The sequence below is a fragment of the Nocardiopsis halophila DSM 44494 genome (assembly GCF_000341245.1).
Lineage (GTDB): Bacteria > Actinomycetota > Actinomycetes > Streptosporangiales > Streptosporangiaceae > Nocardiopsis_A > Nocardiopsis_A halophila.
Genome location: NZ_ANAD01000012.1, coordinates 25,920 through 46,813, shown reverse-complemented (window position 1 = coordinate 46,813; position 20,894 = coordinate 25,920). Strand labels below are relative to the sequence as shown.

18 protein-coding genes and 1 pseudogene are annotated in these 20,894 nt (G+C 64.1%); all 19 read right to left on the bottom strand.

Annotated elements, in window-relative coordinates:
• A pseudogene (locus tag D450_RS0101370) lies at positions 1–824 on the bottom strand (polymorphic toxin-type HINT domain-containing protein); the annotation flags it as partial.
• Positions 825–2,298: 1,474 nt separating this feature from the next.
• Positions 2,299–2,700, bottom strand: a complete 402-nt coding sequence (locus tag D450_RS33860) for a hypothetical protein (protein ID WP_152520773.1) — start codon at positions 2,698–2,700, stop codon at positions 2,299–2,301.
• A gap of 784 nt (positions 2,701–3,484) precedes the next feature.
• Positions 3,485–4,087 (bottom strand): aggregation-promoting factor C-terminal-like domain-containing protein, encoded by a 603-nt coding sequence (locus tag D450_RS0101355; protein ID WP_017536890.1) that lies wholly within the window; start codon positions 4,085–4,087, stop codon positions 3,485–3,487.
• 33 nt (positions 4,088–4,120) lie between these two features.
• On the bottom strand, positions 4,121–4,645 hold the full coding sequence (locus D450_RS33145) for a hypothetical protein (RefSeq protein WP_152520772.1): 525 nt from the start codon (positions 4,643–4,645) through the stop codon (positions 4,121–4,123).
• A gap of 8 nt (positions 4,646–4,653) precedes the next feature.
• On the bottom strand, positions 4,654–5,703 hold the full coding sequence (locus tag D450_RS32105; protein WP_241483013.1) for an OmpA family protein: 1,050 nt from the start codon (positions 5,701–5,703) through the stop codon (positions 4,654–4,656).
• A 97-nt stretch (positions 5,704–5,800) separates the two neighbouring features.
• Positions 5,801–6,940 carry a pilus assembly protein TadG-related protein gene (locus D450_RS0101350; RefSeq protein ID WP_017536889.1) on the bottom strand — a complete coding sequence of 380 codons (1,140 nt, stop codon included), beginning with the start codon at positions 6,938–6,940 and terminating at the stop codon, positions 5,801–5,803.
• 99 nt (positions 6,941–7,039) lie between these two features.
• Positions 7,040–7,321 carry a hypothetical protein gene (locus D450_RS29155; protein WP_017536888.1) on the bottom strand — a complete coding sequence of 94 codons (282 nt, stop codon included), beginning with the start codon at positions 7,319–7,321 and terminating at the stop codon, positions 7,040–7,042.
• 153 nt (positions 7,322–7,474) lie between these two features.
• Entirely contained in the window at positions 7,475–8,173 is a 699-nt protein-coding gene (locus D450_RS0101340; RefSeq protein WP_017536887.1) for a response regulator, read from the bottom strand.
• Between the two features lie 132 nt (positions 8,174–8,305).
• Complete coding sequence (locus D450_RS0101335; RefSeq protein ID WP_241483012.1) at positions 8,306–9,460, bottom strand: sensor histidine kinase; 1,155 nt, start codon at positions 9,458–9,460, stop codon at positions 8,306–8,308.
• Between the two features lie 90 nt (positions 9,461–9,550).
• On the bottom strand, positions 9,551–10,462 hold the full coding sequence (locus tag D450_RS0101330) for a type II secretion system F family protein (protein WP_017536885.1): 912 nt from the start codon (positions 10,460–10,462) through the stop codon (positions 9,551–9,553).
• Positions 10,463–10,489: 27 nt separating this feature from the next.
• On the bottom strand, positions 10,490–11,419 hold the full coding sequence (locus D450_RS0101325; RefSeq protein WP_017536884.1) for a type II secretion system F family protein: 930 nt from the start codon (positions 11,417–11,419) through the stop codon (positions 10,490–10,492).
• Positions 11,416–12,747, bottom strand: a complete 1,332-nt coding sequence (locus tag D450_RS0101320; RefSeq protein WP_017536883.1) for a CpaF family protein — start codon at positions 12,745–12,747, stop codon at positions 11,416–11,418. Before D450_RS0101320 ends, D450_RS0101325 begins: the two co-directional genes overlap by 4 nt.
• Positions 12,748–12,838: 91 nt before the next feature.
• Complete coding sequence (locus tag D450_RS0101315) at positions 12,839–13,321, bottom strand: TadE/TadG family type IV pilus assembly protein (protein WP_241483011.1); 483 nt, start codon at positions 13,319–13,321, stop codon at positions 12,839–12,841.
• Positions 13,318–14,964: an AAA family ATPase gene (locus D450_RS0101310; RefSeq protein ID WP_017536881.1), complete on the bottom strand. Its 1,647-nt coding sequence runs from the start codon at positions 14,962–14,964 to the stop codon at positions 13,318–13,320. The genes D450_RS0101315 and D450_RS0101310 overlap by 4 nt, the downstream gene beginning before the upstream one ends.
• Positions 14,965–14,966: 2 nt before the next feature.
• Positions 14,967–15,734: a Flp pilus assembly protein CpaB gene (cpaB, locus tag D450_RS0101305; protein WP_026128316.1), complete on the bottom strand. Its 768-nt coding sequence runs from the start codon at positions 15,732–15,734 to the stop codon at positions 14,967–14,969.
• Positions 15,735–15,799: 65 nt separating this feature from the next.
• Entirely contained in the window at positions 15,800–16,840 is a 1,041-nt protein-coding gene (locus tag D450_RS0101300) for a hypothetical protein (protein WP_017536879.1), read from the bottom strand.
• A 681-nt stretch (positions 16,841–17,521) separates the two neighbouring features.
• Positions 17,522–18,118 (bottom strand): Uma2 family endonuclease, encoded by a 597-nt coding sequence (locus D450_RS0101295; RefSeq protein ID WP_017536878.1) that lies wholly within the window; start codon positions 18,116–18,118, stop codon positions 17,522–17,524.
• Between the two features lie 60 nt (positions 18,119–18,178).
• On the bottom strand, positions 18,179–18,979 hold the full coding sequence (locus tag D450_RS0101290; RefSeq protein ID WP_039820018.1) for a DedA family protein: 801 nt from the start codon (positions 18,977–18,979) through the stop codon (positions 18,179–18,181).
• A gap of 181 nt (positions 18,980–19,160) precedes the next feature.
• Positions 19,161–20,882: a hydrogenase maturation protein gene (locus D450_RS0101285; protein WP_017536876.1), complete on the bottom strand. Its 1,722-nt coding sequence runs from the start codon at positions 20,880–20,882 to the stop codon at positions 19,161–19,163.
• Positions 20,883–20,894 lie beyond the last annotated feature (12 nt).

Here is a 20,894-nt window from a genome sequence, read left to right as displayed (position 1 = left end):
GACCGCTCTCCGGTGACCGGATCGGCCGCCATCACCAGATCCCCCACCTCGACGAGCGAGATGGCCTTGGTCGTGCCGTCGGCCATCAGGACCTCGGTGCACGGCAGGAAGCTGCTGAGCTTGCAGGACGAGGTGACCTTGGAGACCAGGTCGTCGAGCTTGCCCTGAGCGGTGGACAAGGCCTCCTCGGCCGCCTCCTTGGCCTTCTTGGCCCTCCGGAAGCGGTTCCACAGCTTGACGATCTTGGCGGAGTTCTTGACGAGCTTGGCCCCCTTGCCCCAAGGGGTGAAGCCGACCACGGTCCAGAGGCAGGCCATGATGTCGCCCTTGGTGATGCAGTCCCGGGCGTCGTTGTAGCCGATGATGTCGCCGACGAGGTTCAGCAGCTCGTCGCGGACGTCGTCGTATCCCGCCTCGTCGAGGTCGCTCTGCGCCTCCTCGAGATCCGACTGTGCGTTCGCGTACTCCTCGGCCGCCACAGGGTCGTACTCGGCCAGGAGCGCGTCGGCGGGGTTGACCCAGTCCTCGTCGTCCGCTCCCGGGGAGGCACTGGGGCTCGCGCTCGGGCCGGCCGTCGCCCCGTCGGTTCCGTCAGTTCCATTAGGGGACGGACTCGCCGACGCATCGGGGTCGGCGGTGCCGCCCTCGAGCTCCTCGCAATCGTCGTCACCGGAGACCTGGCAGATCGCCGAGGCGTAGAAGCGCTGGACATCGGTGGGAAGGCCGAACGCGAAGACGGCGGTCACGATCACCGCCACCAGCAGGATCAAGGCGCCGTACTCGACCTTGAATCCGCCGGCCTCCGCCCTCCACACCCAACGCACCGAGCAGTCCCTCCTCAACGACGACCGAACACGACGTCACTGACCGGGAGAAGTACGTCGGTCAGCTTTCACCAAGCCGGGCGATGCCATCGGAGGGGTCTGGTCCGAGGATCTGAACAGGTACCCGGCCGAGTTCGGGTTTCCGTGGTGGTCACGTCCAGGAACCTCGCGGGAGAGAGGCTGCCGTGGACGCACGACAATGACATTCAGCCTCGAGACGATACCGCCTCACATCCGGCTGGCCCAGGGCCCGTGGGCCCAATCCCAGGCCCAGAACCCATCCCAGGCGCCGGTAGCGGTGCACGCCCCTCCCCGTACGTGGGAAGTCGTCCGGTCAAGGAAGAACGCACATGCCAAGCGATGCCATGAACGTTTCGCTTGGACTTCGTTCGGGTCAGATCAAAATTCTCGCCGTGCGTGATCGGTGATCATTTGTCATGAGTAGTCAGCCGAATCTGACAAGGGTGTGGAAGTTCACTGGGGGCTTCGTCCGTGTACCACGCGTACTCAATGGCGCTGAGGTATCCATGAGTCGTCCGGAGGATGATTTCCCCAATCTGTGCTCCATGGTCTGTGATCTCGGCGTCGATCAGGGCAGGGCCAGGCGGAATTTCTGCTCTCACGGGCGCATTCGTGACGCGAAGGTCGACGCTCAGGGAATTTTGGCGCCATGATCGTGTCACTTCTGTATGCTTTATCTGCCTGCGAAAGGGGTCAGTCCAGTCCGCGTCGACGGAAAGCAGTGTGTCTAGGACGCTTTTCTCTCTTTCGGATAGCGGGCGCGGAGGTTCGTTAGAGTCCATGGGGCTGTTAGTGCTGCCCTGTGTCGATTGAGCGTTCAGTGCTCGCGTTCGTCGAAACTCTTCCTGCGCTCCGTCACGTTGGTCGTGGTAGAACCTCCGAAGGCTCCGTGCGCGAGCGTGGTGGGCGCCGACCGTGCGCCTGTGACTCAGTCTTTGGCTCGGTAGACCATTCGGCCGTAGGGCCTCAGTTCGGCGGGATCCGGGCGGCCGATGTTGACCTCGGTTTCGATACTTTCGATGGGGTCCCCATCGCACAGAATCTCAAGTTCGAAAATTATATCTTCAATGTCCTCTGCGAGGTCCTGGTCATTCTTACGGACCCAGAACAGCACTTTAATTCTGCCCTGTTTTTGTCGGCGCGGATCATGACCGCGATAATATTCGAAGAAATGAGGCCCAGTTGCGCCTGTACGAGGTCGAGAACAAGGTCGTTTTCCCAATCAAGTTCCTCCTGGTTCACTATCCCCACCTCGAGTTCATTGGAACGGCGGTGGGGCTCTTCGAGGTCTTGGTTATGAGAACGTATCCAGGGGCTCCTTTGCAGTCCTGGTGTGCCTTATTGTCGTATCCGGTCAGATCGGAGTTCTTTCCAGTGAAGTACTGGTGTCGCGGTTCTCTGGCTGAGCTCTGATTATGTGCAGAACGTTGAAAAGTTGACCGTCTGTATTGTTTCAATCTCCAGAGAACCATAAATACCCCCTGTTTTTGATGACTTCACGAACGAGAACCCTGAAGGATTCTATTTCAGTTTCAAATTCGGCGTTCTTGGTGGAAATGTCATCCAGTTCTCTTAATATGAGTTGAAGTTGACTCGAATTGAACATTGTGTCGGCGTGGGGGTGGACGTGGGAGATGAGTGTACCATTTTCGGCCTGCTCGAATATGCGATTGAAGCCTAACTCTGACACCCCTCCCATGTATCTTCGCTTGTGAACCTGATCTTCGATAAATAGGGAAATTCCCATATCCTCTTCCTTTCTGGGGGCGTTGAGAATCCCAGCGACGAGGAGGATGACGGCGGCATACTCGACAGGGTTCGCACCGCGTTCAGAGTCGTGGATTCGACGGAGCACCAAGGCACCTGTGACGGGGTAGGGAGCCGAGGTGAGGCCTGTGGGGAGGACAGGAACTCCCGCGACGACTTGCGGAGTATCAGGATCAGTATCGCGGTAGGGAACAGGAGGTTGATCAGCCCTCGTGGTACGCCGGCACCGATCCGGCCAAGCGCCGTGAGCAAGAGGAGCGACATGAAGACCACCAATGCGATCAGTAGGGGCGCCGCCACTGAGGTATGAGGAGGGCCGGAGTGAGGGCGATGCCCCCGGGCACCGCGACTCAGGTGAGAACGGCGAGGGTTTCAGGACTCACGTGGCTGATGGGCAGTCTGCCGATGATCAGCAGTGCGACAGCTGGCCGGGATGAACAGCAGGATGCGGGCGGCCTTGAGGGATCGGGGAGAGGGGGCGCACGAGTAGAGGCTCCTGGCGAGTGGGCATCGGGGCTGCATCAGGACAGCAGTAGTTGCAAGGGCTGTCGCGAACAGTCCCGACGACGCTACGGAAGGTTCACCCAGGAGGCTTGGGCCCAGGGGCCCAAGTCGGACCCAAGGGGCTCCCGATGCTCCTCTGACCAGTGGGAAAACTGATGACCGCTTCCGGTCGTGTGCAGGAGCGAACCATGGGTGACATCAGCTGAACAGGCCTGCGCCATGAGGGTGACCAGCACTTGCGATTCGCCGGAGTCTGTTCCTGGCCCCACCGCTGGGCGGCCCCGCGCTGGCGAGAAGAGGGAGAGCATGAAACACGTGAGGCCGGGAAGAGTCCCCGGCCTCACGCCGTATGCGCCGCGACGGAGCTGTCAGTACCAGTTGGTGCTGGCCCCGGAGGGGCTGTTCGTGGGGTTCTGCCAGAACGCCCATGCCTCACAGGGGGTGTTGTAGCGGCCCTCGATGTAGTCGAGGCCCCACTCGATCTGGATCTCCGGACTGTCCATGAAGCCCGGAGGGACGTTGTGCACACTGGGCAGGAGCTGAGGAATCCCCGCGGCGCCGCTGCTCGGGTTCACGGCCTTGTGGTTCCAGCTGCTCTCATGGCTCCACAGCGTCTCAAGGCACTCCCACTGGCGACCGGTGAAGCCGCGCTCGGCTGCGAGCTTCTGGCCGATCTCCTTGTTGGCGCCGTTGTCGCCGGCGCGCCCTCCCGAAGGGGAGCCGAATGAGTATTCCTTCGGCTTATCGGGCCTGTCTACCTCTGTCCAAGTCTTTCCATCGCACTCAGGGCCCTCAACGAGACAAACCATTTCTCGCACAAGGTCGTTGAACCGTCCCCCAGGGTCAACCTGTGCCATGGAAGCGAAGATTGTGGCAACGAGAATCGAAAGGGCTCCCACTTCGATGAACTGAACTCCGCCGCGATCGTCGCCCTGGTGTCCGGAAAGCCGTTCAAGGATGTCTCGCTTCATGTGAGTTACCTGGTTGCTCCCGTGGTAAAGCGCCTATTCTATGGTTACACCTTCAAGTGATTCGAACCCTGGAACCTCAATAGTGATTTCGTTGGTTTCGCTGGGGATCATGTACGACGTCCAGTACGTCCCTGAAGCGCCATTTGGAATTTTCTCTCGAAAGTCGTGCGGATAGAACTGACCCGCACATAGGCAAAACTCTTCGGAGTCTTGTATCGGGTGGTAGCGAATTTTGGCCTTCTCGTCGAGTGCAGTGACCCCGGATACGCTATAGTCGTTGTAGGGGTAGAGTGTATTCCCAAGGTCTTTTGCGTCGTACTCCTTTCCGGTATTGTTCCTGAATGTCCAAGTGATGGTGACGAAATCGCTTTCCGTGCTGCGGGTCGCCTCGTTCACCTCGATCGTGGATTGGCCGAGATCATCGCTTTCGGCGTTGGCGGTCCCCAGGACCGGGACCTCATCGTCTGCCGCCGATGAGGAAGGAATGCCGAAAATCAATCCACTGGACATGGCGAGTATCGCTGAGGAGGGGACGACTTTTCTTGAAATGAGAGTCATGATTCACCCTATTTCTCAAAAGAAATGGTGACGCGTCGATTCTTCTGTCGACCTTCTTCGGTGTCATTTGTAGCGACAGGGTCGTTTGATCCGTGGCCAGCTGTTTCAAATGTGATACCGCTGCGGGTCACCAGGTCCTCCAACTCGGTTTCAACCGCCAGTGCCCGATCTTCTGAGAGGGGAACGTTGATGGAGTCGTTGCCCGAGTTGTCGGTGTAGCCGTCGATCCGGACCGTCTTGCCCGATGCGTTATCGATTTCAGAGGCGACCGACTCTAGGGCGTTAGCTGCTTCTGAAGTGACCTCGGACTCGTTGAGTTCGAAGAGGACGTCGGACGAGAGCATGATCGACGTCTCGTCGCCGCTTTCTTCCCGGGAAGATGAACCGTCAAGGTCGTCCTGAAGGGAGGACAGGGCGAGGATCCGAGGCTCCTCAATGGGCGAACCGGTGATTTCCTCATCCGCACTATCTGCAGTTTTTAGAGGGATGTTGGGAAAATCTGGGGTGATGGTCGTGCTCACGACCATGTCTGTTACATCCTCGGGAGGGGAGGGAAAGGCGACCCAGAAATCGATACTGTCCCCGGACTGAAGATCTATGTCTCCTTGCCAGTCGCTGCACAGACACCCTTCCTGGCCCTTCTCGACCAAGGGTCGGTGTCGCTTCATGTTCTTTGTGTCGATGAGGGACACTCCGTTGGGAGTGTATCGCTGCCCCCCAGCGCGTGGCGGGTACATAAAGAGGTCGGAAAGTCGTATCTCGCTCTCCGCGTTATTTGTGGCACGCATGCTGAGAACGACTACGTCCTCGTTATGACGGTCGAGTGAGAGGACGTCCACGTTGAGGTTGTCGGCGAGTTTCGTCGATGTGGTCACCGATGATGCGAGCGGGGAAGAGTCTTCTGTCTCGGCACCGCTCCCGCCGGCGGGAGCGTCTGCGCTGCCAGATGTATCATCTTTCCCGGAGACGCAGGACGAGAGTAGAACTGCGCCAGCCAAAAGAGCAAAACCACATGTTGCTTTTCGCCTCAAACCGCGATCCGCTCGTTGCCTGATCATGGAGTCCACCTTTCAAGCTGTGGCGTACGGACCGATGTACAGGCTAGCGGAGCACGGTGCCCCTGGATAGGGCGGGAGTACGGAAGGAGCGAGGGGGTCACGAGTTGACCGATACGTGGATATGGTCCAGGTGGTTGACCGTGTTTCCACCGCGGTTGGGTACCCAGCGCTTGACATCGTCCCACTGTCCTACCGAGTCCCGGTTCGGGTTCCAGATGTGGTGGTCCCACATGATGTAGTAGATGTCCAGCTCTTCATGGTTATCGATCATCCACTGAGCGGCGGCGTCCGAACCGCGTTTGAGCTCGGTAGAGGGAAGGTTGCCGTTGGCGGATACCATGTAGTCACAGGCGCGTCCACGGGGATGCTCGCCGCCGTCTTCCTGAGACCTGTAGCAACCCACCCCGTACCGCTCGAAGACAGAACCCCACTCGTCCATGATCGCCTCGTGCGTCGCGCACATCTGTCGGGTGATGTTCTGGCCTCCGACCGCGTCGCAAGGGTACCGGCCGCTGCCCGGGCCACCGGTCAACTCGGAGTAAATCCACTGGCCCTCGCGGTCAACGAGTTCAACGTCGGTCATTTCTTTGGCCTGGCCGTAGGTCCATATACGCTGATAGCCGCCCCCGCTCTCGGAGGGGCGGCATGCGATGTAGCTGAAGATCTGAACGCCAAAGATGTCGAATACCGGAACCTGCTTGCACTCCGGAACCTGGACCCGGGCGATGGCGGCCGCGTTCCCCGTGGTCACGGGGATCGTTTCTCCCCGCTTGTCTGCCCTTTCAATCTCTTCTTTGTCAGGGCACTGTCGAAAGTTCCAGCTGACACTCTCGTCGTCTTGGAGCTCCCGCTGGCAGGTATCGCCCCGGACTTCGACTCTCACGAAATTTCCGAGGCGCCCCTGATCGTTGTCGCTGGCCCGAATATCAGTGACAGTCGCATCGTTCTCGGAGGCATATTTTTCCGCTTTGGCCTTTCCGGTATCGGCCTTCCAAGTCACACCCCAGGGAAGATTTCCGTCGGCGATTGTCCGGGCCACTCGGTCCTGGATGTCGCCTGCGGCAGCCAGAGCGGCGGCGTCGGCGGCGGACTGAGTAGTCGTCCGCATATCGTTGGCCTGACCAAGGCGAATGAACAGAACGGAGAGAGCAGTGAGGGATATAGCCAAGCCGATGAGCAGGTACAGGCTTGCCTGTCCCCGCTCATCGGTAAAGCGTTCCGTCAGGATGAGTTTCATACCGAAACATTCGTGAGGTGAATAGGGGGAAGGGGAGCCGCTGCTGCGGCCCCCCTCGTGGTCCTGCGCCTTCTGCCGAGGTCCCGTCTGAGCTGCGGGTTATGCGTCGACGCAGGCCTCTTCTTCCTCGCTCCAAACCTGGCCCTCGTCACACTCGGGGGTCTCTTCGGAGCCCGCGCCGGTGGTGTCCTCGACCTGCTGGATACCGCTCTCGAACAGTCCGGTCACTCGTGCACCCAGGTCGAACTGCCAAACCGCGGCGGCGATGGCGGCGACAAGCAGAATGATGGCGCCGTATTCGATGAAGCCGGCTCCCTTGTCTTTCTTGCCCTCACGGCGCTTGGCCATGAAACCATCGAGCTTGGTGCGGAGGTTCGTCATTAGTATCCCCTTCTGAGTTCCGCCGTGTCTCGGCGGGGCGTAAGCCGTTGGCGACGCTCATAAAATTACGGCAGCGGCTCGTCGGGAGCATAGGGCCCACGGGCCTAAATTGGCGTTGGGGCTGGGCCCAAGGTCAGAGCATACGGAAGCCCATCAGGGATGGACTGTCGGTGGCACGGCGACACCGTTCCAACGGGCGATGGCCTCCGCCCGCGTAGTGACTTGGAGCTTGCGAAAGATACGGTTGATGTGGTTCTTCACGGTCTTCTCGGTGAGGAACAGCTCCTGGGAGATGGCCTTGTTGCTCAGACCTCGGGAGACGGCTTCCAGGACCTCCTCCTCACGCTCAGTGAGTCCCAGGTGGGCGCGGGAGTCCGTTCGTGCCGCCGCTGTCGGTCCGGTACGGATCGCTTCCAGGGCCGCAGTAGCGGCGACGGGGGATAGGGGCGTGCCTGATCCTGTCGCGACCTCGATCAGCGCTCGTCGCAGTTCCTCAGCACTGAAATGGCCATGGACCAGGTAGCCGGAGGCGCCCTTGCGCAGCGCGGCGCGGATGATGTCGGCGTCTTCGGTGTGCGTCAGCATGATGACCTTGGTCAGTTCGGCGAGCTCTGCCACCGTGCTGACCCCGTCCTTTACCGGCATCCGGACGTCGAGCAGGACCACGTCAGGGTGGTGTCGGCGTGCGCACTCCAAGGCTTCGGCGCCGTTGGAGGCTTCTGCAACCACGGCGACGTCCCCGGGTGCCTCCAGGAGGGATACCAGTCCGGTACGCACGATCACGTTGTCATCGACGGCGAGGACGGTGACGGTCGGTGTTGGGACTGCGGTGTCTGGGGAAGAGGAGGTCACGGGGGCTCCTGTGGGGGCTTGTCGGGGTAATGCAGGGTAGGAAGCGTTCGCTGGGCTGCCGGTTGCCCGCGCGCGGAGAATGTGGTGAACCGAGGGGGCGGCATCAGCAGGGAGAGGAGAGCCGCGGCGGGGTCAGACAGGATGGTGGGCATCCAGGCTGGGACTGACGACTGAACCGGGGACGCGGAGCTGCACCTGGGTTCCGCCCTCATACGGGCAGGTGAACGCCAGCGACCCGCCAACACGTTCAGCGCGCTCCACCATGCCCAACAGGCCGTAGTGCCCGTTGCCGGCCCGTTCGTTCCGAAGGAGCTCTTCTGGGGGCGTGGCGAATCCGCGACCGTTGTCGGTGATGGTTACGGCGCAGTCGGGGCCCTCCTCGCCCACGATCACCTCCACGCGACTGGCCTGCGCATGGCGCTCCACGTTGGTCAGGGCTTCCTTGACGATCGCCAGCGCCTCGCTTTGTGCCTCGCCCTCGAGGTCAGGGAGAGCGTTCTGGCGGACAGCGACCTCGACGCCGCTGTTGCGTCCCCAGTCAGCGACTACTGCACTGACCACCTCAATAAAGGGGCCCGTACTACCTTTGAGGTCCTTCTCTCGGAGGCCGGAGATGAGTTCACGGGCCTGAAGTGTGGCGGCGTCGGCAGCTTCGGCGATCTGTTCTGCGACAGTAGCGGCCCGCTCCGGGTTCTTCTTTACCCACATCGGAAGAGACTGCGCCGCCATGGCGGCACCACGCAGGGTCTTGGCCACCGAGTCGTGCATGTCTCGGGCAAGTCTCTCTCTTTCCTCCGCCGCTGCGGCCGCCAGCTCGGCATCCCGTCGTGCGGCCTGTTCGGACGCCAGCTCTGCCAGCATTGCACGCACCTTCAGTCCCAGGTATCCGGCTACGGGATAGAGGGCGGGGTGGACCAATAGCACTTGGAAAGTCTGGACTTCGACGGGAGTGTAGGGGCCGTACAGAGCTGTATAGCCGAGCAAGGCGCACGCGTAGGTGAATATCTGCAAGGCCACGACGAGGATGACTGCACGCTCACCGAAGAGAATCCCCGCGATCGCCGATGAGATCACCGTCGTGATGAAAGCCGCCCCGGAGGGGCCGTCGAGTACCAGTACGGCCCCTGTCGCGAAGATGTCCAAGGTCGCGATAAGTGGGTGCGAACGCAGATAGGGGACGAAACGCCCCCAGTGGCGAGCGACCAGGCCGGAGAGCAGTGCCAGTGCGGTGATCATCACGATGGTTCCGATCGCGATGCGATCGGAGGGGATGAGCAGGAGCGCCATGGCGCAGAGGAGCATCCGGAGTTGGAGGAGGAGCCTCGCCAGAGAGGCCAGGCGAGGCAGCGTAGCGGGTACCACCGCAGGCATCAGTCCTCATCCCTCGCTGAACATGCTGAAGTCGATTTCAAGCCCCAAGAACATCCCGCCACCGATTACCAATAGAAGCCCCGGAAGCATGGTGGCCGCGGTGACGCCGGTAACCCTGGGGGCGACCTTCTGTGCCTTACGGCGTAGGAACTGAGCGTCATCTCTGCGCACGTCGTTGCTGATGGTAACCAACGCGTCGGCCAGTGGTGCGCCCAGTTCTTCGGCCTGCTGCAGTGCAGTGACGAATCGGCCGAGAGACTCGTTGTTGTTTCGCTGACGCAACGCCTTGAACGCTTCCCTTCGTCCGGTTCCCAGGTCCATCTGGTGCAGGGCGTTGCGGAACTCGTCGGCGAGTAGGCCTGGCATCGATTCGCAGACCCGAGCCAGTGCCTGCCTGAACGACAAGCCGGCCCCCACGGTTACTGCGAGCACGTCCAGGAAGTCCGGCAGCTGTTTCTGAATCTGCTCCTGGCGCTTATTGCGCTCTGACATGAGCATTAGCTCGGTCATGAACGTGAAACCGAGCAGCAGGAGGGCAAAAATGGTGTAGTCGCGGAAGAGCAGCACGAGTGCCAGCCCGCCGTAGAGCATGGTCTCGCCGCCTTTGCGCGCCAGATACCGGTCTACGGTGAGACCTTCCGGGCGGCCGGCCGTCTCGATTCGCTGGGCTAGTCGATCCAGTTGCCGAGGAGTGAGCCGGGACTTGATCACCGGCTGTAGCGGGCTGCCGAGACGCTGGGTGATGCGGTGAAGGATGAAGATCTCATCGTTGTTCTCTGCCTTCTTCTGGCCGGAGGAGGTGAGATCTGCGGCGACCTGGGCTTTGGCGGTTAGCAGGTGTAGGCCCCACACGAGAATGGCCACGCACAGGGCTCCGGCGAGGCCGAGGACGAGGATGGCCGGCAGGGACAGGGACATCAGTGAGGCTCCGGAAGGGTCGAAGGATCAGAAGTCGATCTTGGACATGCGCAGGACCGAGACGAAGCCGATCGTGAAGAGCGCGAGTGCGACGCAGATGATGATGAGGCCCGGGGCGCTCTGCGCCATGTTGGAGATGGCGCCCGGCATCAGCGTATTCACCAAGAAAAACGAGCCAATGCCCATGGCCAAAAGCGCATAGGCGGTCGCCGTTGACTCGCCGAGGATGGTCTTCACCTCGCGTCGCGTCTCCTTGCGGCTCTCCAACGTTCCTGAAATGTTGCGCAGGGATGTCACGAGAGCACCACCGGAGCGGGAGGAGACCAGCAGGGTGCTGATCAGCACCCCGATCTCCCGGGAGGGCATCCGCTCCCGCATATCCGCAATGGCCTCCTCGAAAGGTTGTCCCAACTGGATCGATCGAGCCGTGATGCGAAGCTCTGCGCCGGCGGGGTCGTCCAACTCCTCCGCAGCCATGTCGATCGCCGTCGGCAAGGCCAGTCCGGCCTGTGTCGCGTTTGACAGTACTCGGGCCAGTTCTGGCAGCTGAGCCGTGAAAGCCTCCTTCCGGCGTTCCTCCTGGCGCCTGAGATAGCCAAGGACGGCCGCGACGATCCCGAACGCCGCGACGATCCCGAAGATCGGTGCCAAGGCGCGCCAGAGGAACACCACAGCGATGACCGACGCCACCGATGTCATCAGGATGAAGGTGGACAGCTTCATCTCCAAGCCGGCCGAGCGCAGCCTCTTTTCCAGCTTGACACCGAAGTCGGCAGTGCGGAGCATCGCGTCGAGCCTGGCTAGAGGAGACCGGCCGTGGCGTTCGGCCCCTTCCAAGGTGCCACGGGAAGCGAGGTCGCGACGATCCAGGGTACCGAGTGCCCATTCCCGGAAACCCCAGACCCCGACGACCGATGTGAGGGCCATCAGAAGTAGGGCGACGGTGTCGAGACTCACGAGGATGCTCCAAGGGGGACGGTGTGTTCGGGCTCGGTGAACACGGCTGGGATCACTTCGCCAGCGTTTATGATTCGCTCCGCGATGTGCTTTGGTAGGGGAAAACGGCGGAAAACGCCGTTGATCTTTCCGCGGGCATCCAAGGGCTGCGGTTCGAATCGCAGGACGGGTGTCAGTTGAAACTTTTCCCGCCTGCTCGACGTGACTACTCCGATCTCTCCGATACGCCTTGAGCCGTCGGCGTATCGGGAGAGGTGAACGATGACGTCCACTGCAGCGTTGATCTGGTCCTGGATGGCCTCGAATGGGATCTTGACCTCGCTCATCGAGGCCAGGGTGAGCAGCCGGTACACGGCGTCATCGGCGGAGTTGGCGTGCACGGTGGCGAGGGAGCCGTCGTGGCCGGTGTTCATTGCCTGCAGCATGTCCAGAGTTTCCGGCCCCCGAACCTCACCGATGATGATCCGGTCGGGGCGCATCCGGAGCGAGTTTCGGACCAGGTCGCGGATGGTGACCTGGCCGGCCCCTTCCATGTTGGGCGGACGCGACTCCAGCCGAATTACGTGTTCCTGCTGCAACTGGAGCTCCGCCGAGTCCTCGATGGTGATGATCCGCTCGCTGTTAGGGGCGAAGGCGGACAGCGCATTGAGGAAAGTGGTCTTACCACTTCCGGTACCGCCGGCGATGATGACATTGAAGTGAGCCCGAACGAGTGCCGCCAGCAGCGCTCCAGTGTGCTCGTCCAGGCTGCCTTTCGCGGCGAGCTGCTGAATGGTGAATGGCTTCGGGAACCGGCGGATGGTGATGGTCGCGCCCGTGAGAGAGAGCGGCGGGATGATGACGTTGACACGTTCGCCAGAGGGAAGACGGGCATCGACCATCGGGCTGGACTCATCGACCCGGCGGTTCACCTGGGAGACGATCCGGTCGATCGTCTGCATGAGCTGGGCCTCGCTTGCGAAGGTAGTGGAAATGCGCTCCACCTTTCCGCTCCGCTCCACGTAAATGGTGTCAGGACCATTGACCATGATCTCAGTGACACTGTCGTCGGCCAGGAGCGGCTCCAACACCCCGAGGCCCAGAGCCTCGTCGACCACGCGGCGGATGAGTGAGCTGCGTTCGCGGTCGGAGAGCACAGGCCCCTCTCGCGAGAGCAGGTGACCCACGACCTTCTCGAGACGGATTCGGCGCTGCTGCATGCCGAGCTTGGCGAGATCCTCGAGATTGACCTCGGTGAGAAGGCGTTGGCGCCAGTGGGTGACGCTGTTACGGTCGGCGGCCTCGCGGATTACCTGAGAGTTCTCGTCGAGGCGGTTGCGCAGGCCCATGTGGGGTGAACTCCGTTGGTGCAGAATGGGGTGACTGGTCGGCGGATACTAGGGGTGGATCCGCCGGATGCAATCGAGGATACTTACGTGGTCAGAGAGCGGGCATATCAACCCGTCTGGAAATCTCGAAGTCGAACTCGGCGGCAGGGTACATGAACGGAGGCTTCGCGGATGTCTCCAGATAGAAGGTGCCGTCGTCAAAGCCAGATGTGACCTCGGCGTGGGACAGCCATCCTGGGAGGGAGTCGCGTGCTGCATCCGTGCCGGCTTGGGTTCCCTGTTCGGCAGCCACGCGAGCGCCGTTGCGCGCCGCATTTTCGAGGCGTTCCATCGCCAAGAAGGACGCGAACAGTTCCATCGACATCACTACGGTGATCAGCACGAGAGGCAGAAAGCCAGCAAATTCAACGAATTGTGATCCTCGGTCGCCTCTCTGGCGGTGTTTTTTGAGAGGGTGAGGAGGGTGTGCTCGGGAACGCGCCATGCCCGTTCCTTTCTCGCTGTTTTCGTCTTTTTTGATGGATTTTTGGGTCCTGTCCAAAATTCGAATTGGCGACTCTGTGAGGGGCGTCATTTTTCGTATACGATCATGGCCTCACCTGTCACATCCCAAGGTGAGGACGCGCTTGGCAGTACGACGGGCATGGCCAGTGTCGCCCGTGCGAATGACCCCTCTGTGCGGTGATCGATGTCGATATGGAAGGTGGAGCTGTCGTCCCAGGGTGCTCGAACGCGTTTGGCGGCCTCGCCGGTGATTCTGCCGAGGTCGTTGGGGGTGACCGCGGCCTGGCGGGCCGCTTCGTTCGCGGCGTGGCCGGCGTAAAGGCTGGTCATGCCGTAGAGTACGACCTGCCAGACGAGTAGTGCGGCCAATAGTAGGAATGGAACCACTGCGGCGAACTCGACGAACTGTGCGCCTTTGTCTGCGGCTTTGTCTCTCTTGGGTTTTGCTTTCTTGTTCTTTTCGGTTTTGTTGAACAGGCCTTTTTTCCTGGGGGGTTTCGGGGTGTCGGTGTCCTCAGGTGCTTCTTGGGGCATGACCAGGTCCGGTTCGGGGGGCGTTTCCAGGATGTTCAGCTCGCCGGCGACCTTGCTGTAGGCCTTGAGGAGGTTCTGGTCGGTGATCCGGCGGGGGTCGCCGGTGTTCGAGGCCTCCTCCAGGCTGCGGAACATCGACGGGATCGGAGTGGGGACGAGGTCGACGCCGATGAGCTTGCGCGCGAAGTCGGGCTGGATCTCGTTCTGGCGGCTGTGCCGCAGCAGCAGCGCCTTGACGTTCTTCTTGTCGCGCACCTGCAGCCGTTCCCACATGGAGATCAGCCGCTGCCCGGCGCGCAGCGCCGGCAGGTCCGGGGTGGTGGTCACCAGACAGGTGTGCGCCAGCTCGCAGGCCATCGCGGTGGCATCGGTCATGTAGGAGCCGCAGTCGGCGATCACCAGCTCATAGCGCGAGCTCAGGCTCGCGAGGATCTGCCGGGCCGCGATCTCGGTGACCTCTTCGCCGCGCTCGCCGTCGCGGGGCGCGAGCAGGATGTGCATCCCTTCGGGGTGCACGTAGAGGGTCTCGCCGAGCATCGATCCGCTGATGCTGTCGGCCGCCTGGACGAGGTCGACGATGCTCCGCCGGTGGCTCAGGTCGAGGTAGCCCGGGATGTCGCCCTTCTGCAGGTCCAGGTCGACCAGGCAGATCGAGCGGCCGGCCTGGGCCGCGGCACGCGCCAGCTGGATGGCCAGCGTCGTGGTGCCGATGCCGCCCTTGGCGCCGGTGAGCGTGATGATGGAGCCCCTGCGCCCGGAAGTGGGCACATTGGCGTTGGCCTCCTCGAAGTGCCGGCGCAGGGTCTGCGACCACTCCGCGGCCTGGCTGACCCTGGCGTCGAGCTCACCGATGGTGCAGTCCTGCACCAGGACGCCGCGTGCGCCCGCCTCCATCGCCCGTGTGAAGACCTCGGGCGCGGACTCGTCGACCATCAGGAGGATGGCCAGCTGGGGGTGGTTGCGTGCGACGTCGCGGATCAGCTCCACCGCCGGCAGCGGCCCCAGGTCCTCGTGCACGATGAGCACGTCGAGGTCCGGGATGGAGCGCAGCGTCTCGCTCACTTCGGCGTAGGAGCGGTGGACGCTGACGATCTCGCAGTCGCCGAGCTCGTCGAAACGGACCGTCAGCGACGTCTCCAGCTCGGGGCTGGGGACGCCGATCATGATCTTGTGGCTCATGACTAGTTCGGCTCCTCTTGGCCGTCCTGCTGCTCCTCGCTGTTGTTCTGGCCCTCGGCCTCGAGGTCCTGCTGGTCGCTGCTGCAGAACTGGATGTTCCCCGGGTCGCCGGAGCCTTCGGGGCTGATGAGGCCGAGCCGGAGTGAGGCGGAGAAGGCCTCGGCGTAGGTGAGCTGCAAGGTGTCCTGCGGGTTGAGGCGGAAGGTGACCGGGACCGTCGCCGATGTCATGCCGGACTCATCGGTGCTCTGGCCGACCTGGCCGACCTCCAGGACCTCGACGTCGGTGAGGACGCGCGTGGCACAGCTGTCGCCCTCCCCGTCCGCCGGGAACGTGGCGTAGATGTCGACCCGGGACTGGCGGCTGACCTTGCCCGCGACGCCGGTCTCCGCGTTGACCATGATGGCGATCTCCCGCTCGCCCGCCTCCAGCTGCGGGGCGGGGATGACCATGCTGGTCTGGAGAAGCGATCCCTCCGCGATGTACGTGGAGGAGACGGGGGTGCGTCCAGGCTGGTCCAGCACCTGGTCCAGGTTGGAGATGAAGGTCTCCTCGTCGAAGAACCGTGCGGGGACCTGGTGCTCCTCGACCATCTCCTCGGTGATCGGCTGGTAGGGGGAGATGTCCTGGGTCAGGCGCAGGGTGGTGCGGTAGGTGCCCAGTTCCCGGTTGATGCCGTTCACATAGGAGACCACGGTCAGGAAGACCGCGACGGCGCCGATACCGGCGACGATCATAAGCAGGAGGCCGCGTCGCTGGCGGGGGTTCATACGCTTCTGTTCCTAGGGAGGAGGGGGCAGGGACTCGGATTCGTGCGGGCGGGTCGGTGCCGCGCTCAGGCGCTCGACGGCCCGGCCGGGGACGTGCGCGGGTAGGCCGCGTTGTCGGGAGGACGGTGCTCCTGTGCCGCCCGGGGCTGGGGGCCGCTGGGGTGGCCTCCGTCGGGAGGCACGGGTCGACCGGAGTGCGGCTGCGGTGCCGCGCTTCCGGGATGGGGCTGCTGGGGGCCGGTCGGGCCGCCTTGGCGCTGTGCTCCGACCCACGCGGGGCGGATGTGCTCCCCGGTGCTCTTGGTCGGAGGGGCGGGGACGTCCGCGCCGCGTGTGGGCGGTCGGCCGACAGGGGGCTGGTTGATACTGCCGCAGTAGGGGCACATGAGGCCGTCCACCAGCTCCCGGCACCAGACGCAGGTGGAGGGGCGGATGGCCCGGGGGGTGCTCGTGAGGGCCTGGGGGTGGGCGCTGAAGACGATGAATTCGATGTACTTGCGGACCCCCCAGTACTTGGGCCCGAGCGGCTGCTCGGGAAGCGCGTTCAGGGAGACCGCCTTGAGCGCGGGGGTGAGCTGTTCGTTGAACTCGTCAAGGCTGTAGTCGTCGGGGCGGCATACCAGGACCTGGACCGGGTCCAGGGGCCGGTTGGGCAGGTTGGGACGGGGATCGCGCTTCTTCACCCGGCCGACGCGCTTCACCGGTGCGTTGAACGCCAGAAATGTGGTGCGGGGCAGGTAGGAGCCGATGTGCTGCTTGAACGTGATCGGAATCGTCGCCAGGTTGTTCACCCGCTTGAGCCAGGCGCCCGCGAGCACGTGTCGGCACAGCTCGTGGGCGAGGGAGGCGGTCACCCCGGCCGGCAGGTAAGGGGACATGTAGGAGAGCTGGTCGGAGACCAGGGACAGGGCGAGCGGGGAGATGTCGAGCGGGATCTGCCCGATCTCGTCGGTGAGCAGCGCGCCTCGGGCGAAGGCGATGACACGCTCGGCGCGCTCGGCGTTCCACTTGGCGTACAGCGCGGTGACCTTGCGCCCCTGCTCCAGATTGGCCCGCGCGAACTCGATGAACGCGTCCGCCTGCTCGCCTTTGTCCTCACCGGTCATGGGGAAGCGCTCGGCCTGGTGTGCCCCGAGGAGGCCAGTGCTCGGGTAGTCACCGAGGAGGGCGACAGCGCTGACGCTTCTGGAGGAACGGGTGGTCACTTCAGCGAACTCCCAATGATCAAGGGGGATGGGGACGTGCGGCGAGTCGTCGTGGTCGCGCTGTTTGGGAGGATTCCGTGGTGGGACAGCTTACTGCGCGCGTCTGACCACGCGTGTGCGCCGTGGTGCGCTGTGTACGGCCGGTCCTGCCGTCGATTCCTCCCGTCGGCCCCTCGGGTTCTGGCTGGGGGCGGTGCGGCCGCTCGGACGCGGTGCCTCTGAGCAGCAGAGGCCCCCTCGCAAGGGCTGAGACGCCGGCGATGGGGGACGGGTTCCGTCCTCTGGCGGAATCGCAGGTGAACCCTGCCTGCTCCGCGGCCGTGAGGGGAGGGGGAGCCCTTGGCCGGTTCCGGCCAAGAAGGCGGTGCGCAGGAGGTATTCCTTCGGGGCCTGCGAACGGGGCCTCCCCCGCCGGCGACGCGGAGGCCGGTTCCCTACATGCCCGTGTTCCTCTTCGCCTCCTCCAGTCTGGCAGAGCGTCCGGTGCCCCTCCGGGGCGCCCCGACGGCTCAACGCGCGGGCGCCGACCGTTGCTCTAAGGGGTGATCCAAGAAAAGCTCCCTAGGAGCGCCGCACGTGTGTTCACCCGTCGAGGTCGCTGAAGGGGACGCTCATCGCGAACGGGTGCTCGAGTTCGAGTGCGCCTTCGTGCGTCTCCGCCAGGCGATAGGTCCTGCTCGCCCAGTCCAGGCGGTACTCGCGGATCGCGCTCACCAGAAGGTCGTCGCCGAGGAACACGACGAGGTACACCGATATGCCTTCGTTCGCGTACTCCGCGAGCTTGTCCACGGTATCGGTCGAACCGGATCCCGGGGACACGACCTCGACCACCAGCTCGGTTCCGGCGGTCGTCACTTTGGAGCCTCGTTCGATGCAGCGATAGATCGAGACGCCAGGGCGGCGAAAGGACAGTTTCCCGTCGCGCCGCGTCCGCCTGACGAAATAGACGTCGATGTCGGTGGAGACCCTGCGGCACGGAGCCGCGGGCTTTGCCGACTCGAATGCGTTGGCCAGGCGTCGGGCGACGTCGCTGTGTTCAGGTGTGCCGCTCTGGCAGAAGACGACGTGGCCGTCGATGACCTCGATCAGCTTACGGACCTGATCTGGGAGCGCCTCGTACTGTTCCTCGGTGAGAAGGAGGGACTCCGGCGACGTGGCCCATTCCGGCAGACGGTCCATGCGTTCATCTTAGGTCCGACTCAGGGGCCGGTGGATGAGGTCGGGGAACACGGCCGCGGGTCATTCTGCGGGGGTCTGCGTCGTCGCCGTGCCGTGGTTCGCCTTTCGGGCGCCCAGGTAGGCCATTGCGACGATGATGGCCAGGCTGATCCAGAGCGCATAGCTGTCGATCGTGGTGATCAGCTCTACCCCCTGCTCGCCTGCGGCGTATCCCGCTGCCACGACCACGCCAGCCATGGACGCCGTGCCGAGGAGGTTGAACAGGAGGAACGTTCCGAGGCGCATTCCGGTCCAGCCGGCCATGGCGAAGACCAGCGCGGTGGGGACCCCGGGCAGTACGGCCAGGAGGACCGCGGCCCTGAGGATCCACGGGTTGAAGTTGTGGGCCTTGGCGGCGAACCGCCTGGCCCTGTCCCCTTGGGCGAACATGTTCACGATGCCCTGGCCCCACTGGCGGCCGGTCCACCAGAACAGCCAGTCGAACTTGGCCATGCCGACCGTTCCCGCCAGCAGGGCGAGCCACAGCGGATACTCCCCCACCGCCGCGAACGCGGCGACCCCGCCCGTCGCCGCCTTGCTTCCGGTGGCGAAGGCGAGTGCCACCGGGGCCGACGCGATCATGAACGGCCGCAGCGGCCAGAGGAGCAGGAGGAGGACCGTGATCCCGAGGAGCGTGGCGGCCAGCGCCTTGTCCGTCCGTGTCGCCTTGCCGCGCCAGGGGAGGTAAGGGCGGTCGTCCGGGTCCGGTAGGTCGGCCGGAGCCGGGCCGTTGGCGCCGGTGCCGGCGGCTGTGTCCGGGGGCGGGCCCGAAGCCCCGTCCGCGGCCTCTTGAGGGCCGTTCGGAGCAGGCGAGTTCGTCATGGTCCACATCGTTCCGTGCGGCGGGCCCACTGGGTAGTCGTTCCGGTCATCGGTGCAGGGTGACAGGAATGAGCCCTCCGGTCTGACATCTGTCATGTCCTCTGCCATGGTCGTCGCCGCGGACGACCGTGAGGAGGACGGGCCCCGGCCTCCTGCAGGCCGGGGCCCGGAGACGGGAGGGTCAGACCATCACGTCGCGCATGGTCGGGGCGCGGTGGTCCGCCAGGTTGGCCGGGGTGGCGTCGGCCTTGTGCTTGTGGACGAAGGACCGTCGGGCCTCCCGGAAGCCGTTGCGGTCGTCGAAGATGTCGCGGCTCATCTCCGCCAGCTCGGCCACCCGGTAGGTCTCCAGCGGGCGGCGGCGCTCGTCCGCCTGGCGCAGGTCGTTCTTGGCCTGGAGCACGCGCTCGAAGTTGCCCCGGTCGGCCAGGCGCCGCGCGTACGCCAGCGCCGCCTCCTCGTACTCCGGGCGGGACCCGCCCAGGGCCTCGTCGGCCATGCCCAGCTCCACCGCCTGTTCGGCGCCGATGGGCAGGCACTCTCCGGTGAGCGCCGCCGCGGCGGCGTCGCCCACCCGGCGCGGCAGCACATAGGTCCAGTACTCCGAGCCGAACAGCCCCATCGTGGCGTAGTGCGGGTTGAGCACCGCCCCCTGGCGCACCAGCACCCGGTCGGCGCCCAGGGCGAGCATCACCCCGCCGGCCCCGGCCCCTCCGCCCACGGAGGCAACGGTCAGCTGGGAGGAGCAGGTGATGATCTCCCGGCACACGTCGTCGATGGCCTGGATGTTGCGCCAGGCCTCGCCCTCGGGGTCCTCGGCCGCCTCGATGGCGTTGAGGTGGATCCCGTTGGAGAAGACCTCTCCGCCGCGCAGGAGCAGCACCCGGGTGTCCTGGCGGACGGCGTGGCGCAGCCCCGCCGTCAGGCGCACGCACTGCTCGGTGGACATGGCGCCGTTGTAGAAGTCGAACGTCAGCACGCCCACCGTGCCGCTGCGGCGGTAGACGATCTCCCCGTCGCCGTATCCGAGGTCGGCCGGAAGCACGCTCGGGTCGGCGTTGGGCACGCCCTCGATCAGGGAACCGAGGGCGGTGGCCGCCGGCAGCTTGATCGCGCCCGGCTCGCCGGGCGCTCCGACCTTGAGGTGGCCCACCCACAGGCCGCCGTCGCCGGTGGCCACCAGCACCCGGCCGTCGCTGCGCGCGGCCACCGTGCCGGGCTCGGCGGAGACCCGGGGCCCCTCCTCGGCGTCGAACACTCGCACCTCGGCGCCGCACAGGGTGGTGCGCACGCCCGGCGCCCCGTCGGCGGCGCGCACCTTGCGCAGGATGCGGGAGGTGGGGTCGCTCCAGCGGAAGGCCCGGTCGTCCTGGCGCATGGTGGGCCGCAGCCGACCGGTGACCTCGGGCCGCTCGTAGTCCAGCGGCTCGGGAAGGAAGTACGGGTCGGCGGCCTTGGCGACGACCTCGTGCACCAGTGCCACGGCCGCCTCGGTGACCGGTCCGTTGTACACCGAGCTCTTCTTCGGCGGCTGCTCGGGGAGGGGGAAGGTGCGCCACCCCCAGATCGGGCCGGCGTCCATCTCCTCGACGGCCTGGAGGGCGGTCACCCCCCACTCGGGTGCGCCTTCGGTGATGGCCCAGTCGAGGGAGGAGGGCCCCCGGTCGCCTGGCGGGCCGGGGTGCACGATGACCGTTCGGTGGTTCTTCCAGATCCGTTCAGGGACGCGGTCCTTGAGGAACGGACAGATGATGAGCTCCGGCCGGGCCAGCTCCACGGCCTCGACCATGGTCTCCTCGTCGATGGCGAGCTCGACGGACACGTCGTGTCCTGCGCGTCGCAGCTCGATCCAAGTGCGCTGGCTGAGGCCGTTGAAGGCCGAGCACAGCAGGAGGACTCGCACGGGGGCTCCCTT

What these genes read in the sequence shown, in the direction of transcription:
- D450_RS0101355 (WP_017536890.1), bottom strand. Translation starts at nt 4,087, where the DNA reads ATGAAGCGAGACATCCTTGAACGGCTTTCCGGACACCAGGGCGACGAT.
- D450_RS0101320 (WP_017536883.1), bottom strand. Translation starts at nt 12,747, where the DNA reads ATGGGCCTGCGCAACCGCCTCGACGAGAACTCTCAGGTAATCCGCGAG.
- D450_RS0101300 (WP_017536879.1), bottom strand. Translation starts at nt 16,840, where the DNA reads ATGACCGGTGAGGACAAAGGCGAGCAGGCGGACGCGTTCATCGAGTTC.
- cpaB (WP_026128316.1), bottom strand. Translation starts at nt 15,734, where the DNA reads ATGAACCCCCGCCAGCGACGCGGCCTCCTGCTTATGATCGTCGCCGGT.
- D450_RS0101335 (WP_241483012.1), bottom strand. Translation starts at nt 9,460, where the DNA reads ATGGCGCTCCTGCTCATCCCCTCCGATCGCATCGCGATCGGAACCATC.
- D450_RS33145 (WP_152520772.1), bottom strand. Translation starts at nt 4,645, where the DNA reads ATGACTCTCATTTCAAGAAAAGTCGTCCCCTCCTCAGCGATACTCGCC.
- D450_RS0101295 (WP_017536878.1), bottom strand. Translation starts at nt 18,118, where the DNA reads ATGGACCGTCTGCCGGAATGGGCCACGTCGCCGGAGTCCCTCCTTCTC.
- D450_RS29155 (WP_017536888.1), bottom strand. Translation starts at nt 7,321, where the DNA reads ATGACGAACCTCCGCACCAAGCTCGATGGTTTCATGGCCAAGCGCCGT.
- D450_RS32105 (WP_241483013.1), bottom strand. Translation starts at nt 5,703, where the DNA reads ATGATCAGGCAACGAGCGGATCGCGGTTTGAGGCGAAAAGCAACATGT.
- D450_RS0101315 (WP_241483011.1), bottom strand. Translation starts at nt 13,321, where the DNA reads ATGACGCCCCTCACAGAGTCGCCAATTCGAATTTTGGACAGGACCCAA.
- D450_RS0101290 (WP_039820018.1), bottom strand. Translation starts at nt 18,979, where the DNA reads ATGACGAACTCGCCTGCTCCGAACGGCCCTCAAGAGGCCGCGGACGGG.
- D450_RS0101310 (WP_017536881.1), bottom strand. Translation starts at nt 14,964, where the DNA reads ATGAGCCACAAGATCATGATCGGCGTCCCCAGCCCCGAGCTGGAGACG.
- D450_RS0101350 (WP_017536889.1), bottom strand. Translation starts at nt 6,940, where the DNA reads ATGAAACTCATCCTGACGGAACGCTTTACCGATGAGCGGGGACAGGCA.
- D450_RS0101330 (WP_017536885.1), bottom strand. Translation starts at nt 10,462, where the DNA reads ATGTCCCTGTCCCTGCCGGCCATCCTCGTCCTCGGCCTCGCCGGAGCC.